Origin of the sequence: Halorubrum tebenquichense DSM 14210 (assembly GCF_000337415.1) — an archaeon.
In the GTDB taxonomy this organism is placed as follows: Archaea; Halobacteriota; Halobacteria; order Halobacteriales; family Haloferacaceae; genus Halorubrum; species Halorubrum tebenquichense.
The window spans coordinates 1-3,747 of record NZ_AOJD01000066.1; the positions used below are offsets into that span (position 1 = coordinate 1).

4 protein-coding genes are annotated in these 3,747 nt (G+C 69.9%); 1 reads left to right on the forward strand and 3 read right to left on the reverse strand.

Annotated elements, in window-relative coordinates; genetic code table 11:
* Both C472_RS12505 and gap read right to left on the reverse strand, forming a co-directional pair.
* The coding region (locus C472_RS12505; RefSeq protein ID WP_006630205.1) for a phosphoglycerate kinase at positions 1-906 on the reverse strand (906 nt) is incomplete at its 3' end.
* A gap of 99 nt (positions 907-1,005) precedes the next feature.
* Positions 1,006-2,058 carry a type I glyceraldehyde-3-phosphate dehydrogenase gene (gap, locus tag C472_RS12510; RefSeq protein WP_006630206.1) on the reverse strand — a complete coding sequence of 351 codons (1,053 nt, stop codon included), beginning with the start codon at positions 2,056-2,058 and terminating at the stop codon, positions 1,006-1,008.
* A gap of 208 nt (positions 2,059-2,266) precedes the next feature.
* On the opposite strand from gap, the gene C472_RS12515 reads away from it, so the two are divergent.
* Positions 2,267-2,647 (forward strand): Hsp20/alpha crystallin family protein, encoded by a 381-nt coding sequence (locus C472_RS12515; RefSeq protein ID WP_006630207.1) that lies wholly within the window; start codon positions 2,267-2,269, stop codon positions 2,645-2,647.
* Between the two features lie 28 nt (positions 2,648-2,675).
* Here the strand turns inward: C472_RS12515 and C472_RS12520 are convergent, their stop codons facing one another.
* The gene (locus tag C472_RS12520) at positions 2,676-3,584 is read right to left on the reverse strand and encodes an ATP-grasp domain-containing protein (protein ID WP_006630208.1); all 909 of its coding nucleotides are present in this window, start codon (positions 3,582-3,584) and stop codon (positions 2,676-2,678) included.
* Between the last annotated feature and the right edge of the window lie 163 nt (positions 3,585-3,747).

The following is a 3,747-nucleotide window of genomic DNA, read 5'->3' on the forward strand; positions in this document are numbered from 1 at the left end:
GAGGTACCCCTCGGTCTTCTCGTCGATCTCGTCGACGGGGACCTCCGCGCGGTCGCCGTCGGGGCCCTCGTACGCGAGGTCGCTCGCCAGCCGGATCGCGTCGCCGCGCTCGTCGAGCACCGACTCGATCAGCTCGCGGTTCCGTTCCCACTGCTCGTCGAACAGGTCCATCCCCCCCACGTCGTGGCCGACCGGCTGGCCCGCGGCGCGCAGGAACAGCTCGCCCGCGACGCCGCCGAGCAGGAACCGGTCCACCTTCTCGTCTAAGGCGTCCATCACGCCGATCACGTCCGTCGCCTTCGTCCCGCCGACGACCATCGTCACCGGGCCGTCGAACTCGCGGGTCGCGATGGCGGTGTTCGCCTCGTACTCGGTCTCCATCACGCGGCCCGCGTACGACGGGAGGGCGAGCGGGAACCCGACCAGCGAGGCGTGCTTGCGGTGGGCCGCCGAGTAGGCGTCGTTGACGTACGCGTCGAAGCGCGGCGCGAGCGTCTCGACGAACTCGGTCGCGGCCTTCTCCTCGGGCGACTCCTCCGGCAGCTCGTCGTCGCACATCCGGGTGTTCTCCAAGAGGAGGACCTCTCCCGCGCCGAGCGCGTCGATGGCCGCCAGCGCCTCGTCGCCGTAGGTGTCCGCGACGAACTTCACGTCGCGGCCGACGTGGTCGCCGAGGATCGCGGCGTGGCCCGCGAGCGTGGTGAAGTCGTCGCGGCCGGGGCGGCCCTGATGGGCCATGAGCACGACGCGGTGGCCGGCCTCGGCCAGTTCGCGGACGGTCCGCGCGTGACGCTCGAACCGGCGGTTGTCCTGCGGTTCGCCGTCCTCGACCGGGGAGTTGAGGTCGAGTCGGACGAGGACGCGTTTGTCTGTCGGGAGGTCGTCGATGGTGTCGAAGGCGGGCATGGGTGAACGGTCGTCGATGAGATATTTAAGCGGTAGCTCTCCGGAGGAACGTTGCCGCCGGAGCGTCGGGCCGTCCGCGCGGCGGTCGCGAATCGGTCCTTACTCCTCGTCGTGGACGTACGCGGCCATGTCGAGCATCCGGTTCGAGAAGCCGTACTCGTTGTCGTACCAGGTGAGGATCTTCAGGAGCTTCCCGCCGGCGATGACGTTCGTCGACTGGAGGTCGACGTAGCTGGAGAAGGGCAGCCCGACGATGTCCGAGGAGACGACCTCGTCGTCGGTGTAGCCGAGGACGCCCGCGAGCGGACCGGAGTCGGCCGCGTCGCGGAAGGCGGCGTTGACCTCCTCCTCGGTGACCTGCTCGTCGAGGCTGACGACGAACTCGGTGATGGAGCCGGTCGGCACCGGGACGCGCATCGCCATGCCGTCGATTTTGCCCTCAAGCTGCGGGAGGACCTCCTGGGCCGCGCCGGCGGCACCGGTCGAGGTCGGGACGATGTTCTCGGCGGCCGCGCGGCCGCGGCGGCGCTTCGCCATCGGGCCGTCGATGAGGCTCTGCGAGCCGGTGTAGGCGTGAACGGTGGTGAGGGTCCCGGCGTCGATGCCGAACTCGGCGTCGAGCACCTTTGCGACCGGCGTGATGGAGTTCGTCGTACAGGAGGCGTTCGAGATCACGTCGTCGCCCTCGTACTCGTCGTGGTTGACGCCGTAGACGAGCTGTTTGACCGGCTTCTCGCCCTTCGGCGGGGCGGAGATGATCACGGTGTCCGCGCCGCCGTCGAGGTGCGCGCTCGCGTCGTCGCGGGTGCGGAAGATTCCCGTACACTCCAAGGCGACGTCGACGTCGAGCTCGTCCCACGGGAGGTCCGCGGGGTCCTGAACGTTGAACAGCGGGACCGAGGTGTCGCCGACCGTCAGCTCCTCGCCGTCGCGCTCGACGCCGTCGAGCCGACCCATGACGGTGTCGTACTTCGCGAGGTAGCCCATGTCGTCGACGTCCATCACGTCGTTGATCCCGACGAGCTCGATCCGCGGGCTCTCTAAGACCGCCCGGAACACGTTGCGCCCGATGCGACCGAAGCCGTTGAGCCCCACTCGAACGACCTCGTCGTCGCTCACGTCGTCGCCGGCCGCCAGATGCGATTTACTCATGTTCGAAAAAGGCGAGACGCAACTACTTAAATCCGGCTCAGTCGCCCCGAGATCGTCATAATCGTTCGAATTTGTTACGAACACCGATCGAACGCGAGCGGCGATCCCGGCGCTCGCCGGCGGCCGTCACCCCGATCGCGCGGGGCGGGTAGCGGCCGATACGGCGACCGACAGAAGGCTTATCGGGGTCACCGACCTCACGGGAGGTATGGACAGAGACGACCGCGACGATCCGTTCGGAGACTTCTTCGAGGAGATCGAGCGGATGATGAACGAGATGGCCAACGCGAACGGGCCGTCGGCCGACGACGCCGGGTTCGGCGACGACACCCACGTCGACGCCTACACCACCGAGGAGTCGGTGCGTCTCGTCGCCGACCTCCCCGCCGTCTCGAAGGAGGACCTCTCGCTGCGCTGTGACGGCGACGCGCTCACCATCTCCGCGGTCTCGGACCGGCGCGAGTACGACGAGACCGTCGACCTCCCCGCCCCCGTCGACGAGCACTCCGCGGACGCGACGTTCAACAACGGCGTCTTAGAGGTCTCGTTCGACCGCGCCGACGACAGCGCTTCGATCGACTTAGTCTGAGCTCGCGGCCCGGTTCCGGCTTCCGCCCTTACTCTCGCTCCGCCGTCCGACGGATCAGCGCCGCGAACCGGTCGTAGAAGTCGTCCTCGTACTTCGTCGCGGCGTCGACGGTCGGCCGGGCGTTCGTCTCGTTGACGACGAGTCGGTCCTCGGTCGCCAGCAGATCGACGCCGAGGTAGTCGATCCCGAGCGCCTCGGCCGCGCGCTCGGCGAGGTCGCGGGCCTCGGGGTCGAGGTCGACGCCGCGGGCCGTCGCGCCCCGGTGGACGTTGTGCTTCCAGCGGCCGGCCGCGAGCGCGTCGTCGTCGAGTTCGCGCCGCACCGCCCCCGCACACTCGCCGTCGACGACCATCGCGCGGTAGTCGCGCGCGTCCGGGAGGAACTCCTGGATCAGGAACGACTTGTCCCCGGTCGCCCGGTAGTCGTGGATCAGGTTCAGGTAGTCGACGACGCCCAGAAGCGAGTCGGGGTCGCTCGCGGTCGCGACGCCTACCCCGCGGGTCGCGGAGTTCGGCTTGACGACGACGGGGTAGGAGAACGCCTCGACCGCGTCGACGACGACCGACTCGGAGACGGGGTTCGAGACGAGCGTCGTCCGGGGCGTGGGGAGTCCGGCGGCGTCGAGCGTCGCCAGCACGCCCGCCTTGTTCCGCGAGGTCACGACCGCGTCGCGCCCGTTCACCCACGGGGCCCCGAGGCGCTCGTCGACAACCGCGCCCTCCATGAGCCGCGTCGGGTAGACGAGTCCGACGTCGAAGCCGTCGAACTCGCCCGCGACGTCCGCGCTCCCAACGTCCGCGCTCTCGTCGCCCTCGCCCGAAACCCGGAGCGACCGCTCCTTCGCTCGGACGTGGCCGACCTCGATCCCGCGGGCCGCGAGCGGCTCGCGGACGCGCTCGAACGTCTCCGCGTCGGTGGTCATTGCGAGCCGGATCATACGCCCGCTGAGGGCCGTTCGGACTTAAAAACCGCGCGAGTGAGAGCGGATTACGGCGGTGGCGCGTGCCGGCGAGCGCCCGTCGGGGCGCGAGCCGCACGCGCGAGGGAGTCGGGGGGGGGGGGGGGGGGGGGGGGGGGGGGGGCGGGGGGGGGGGGGGGGG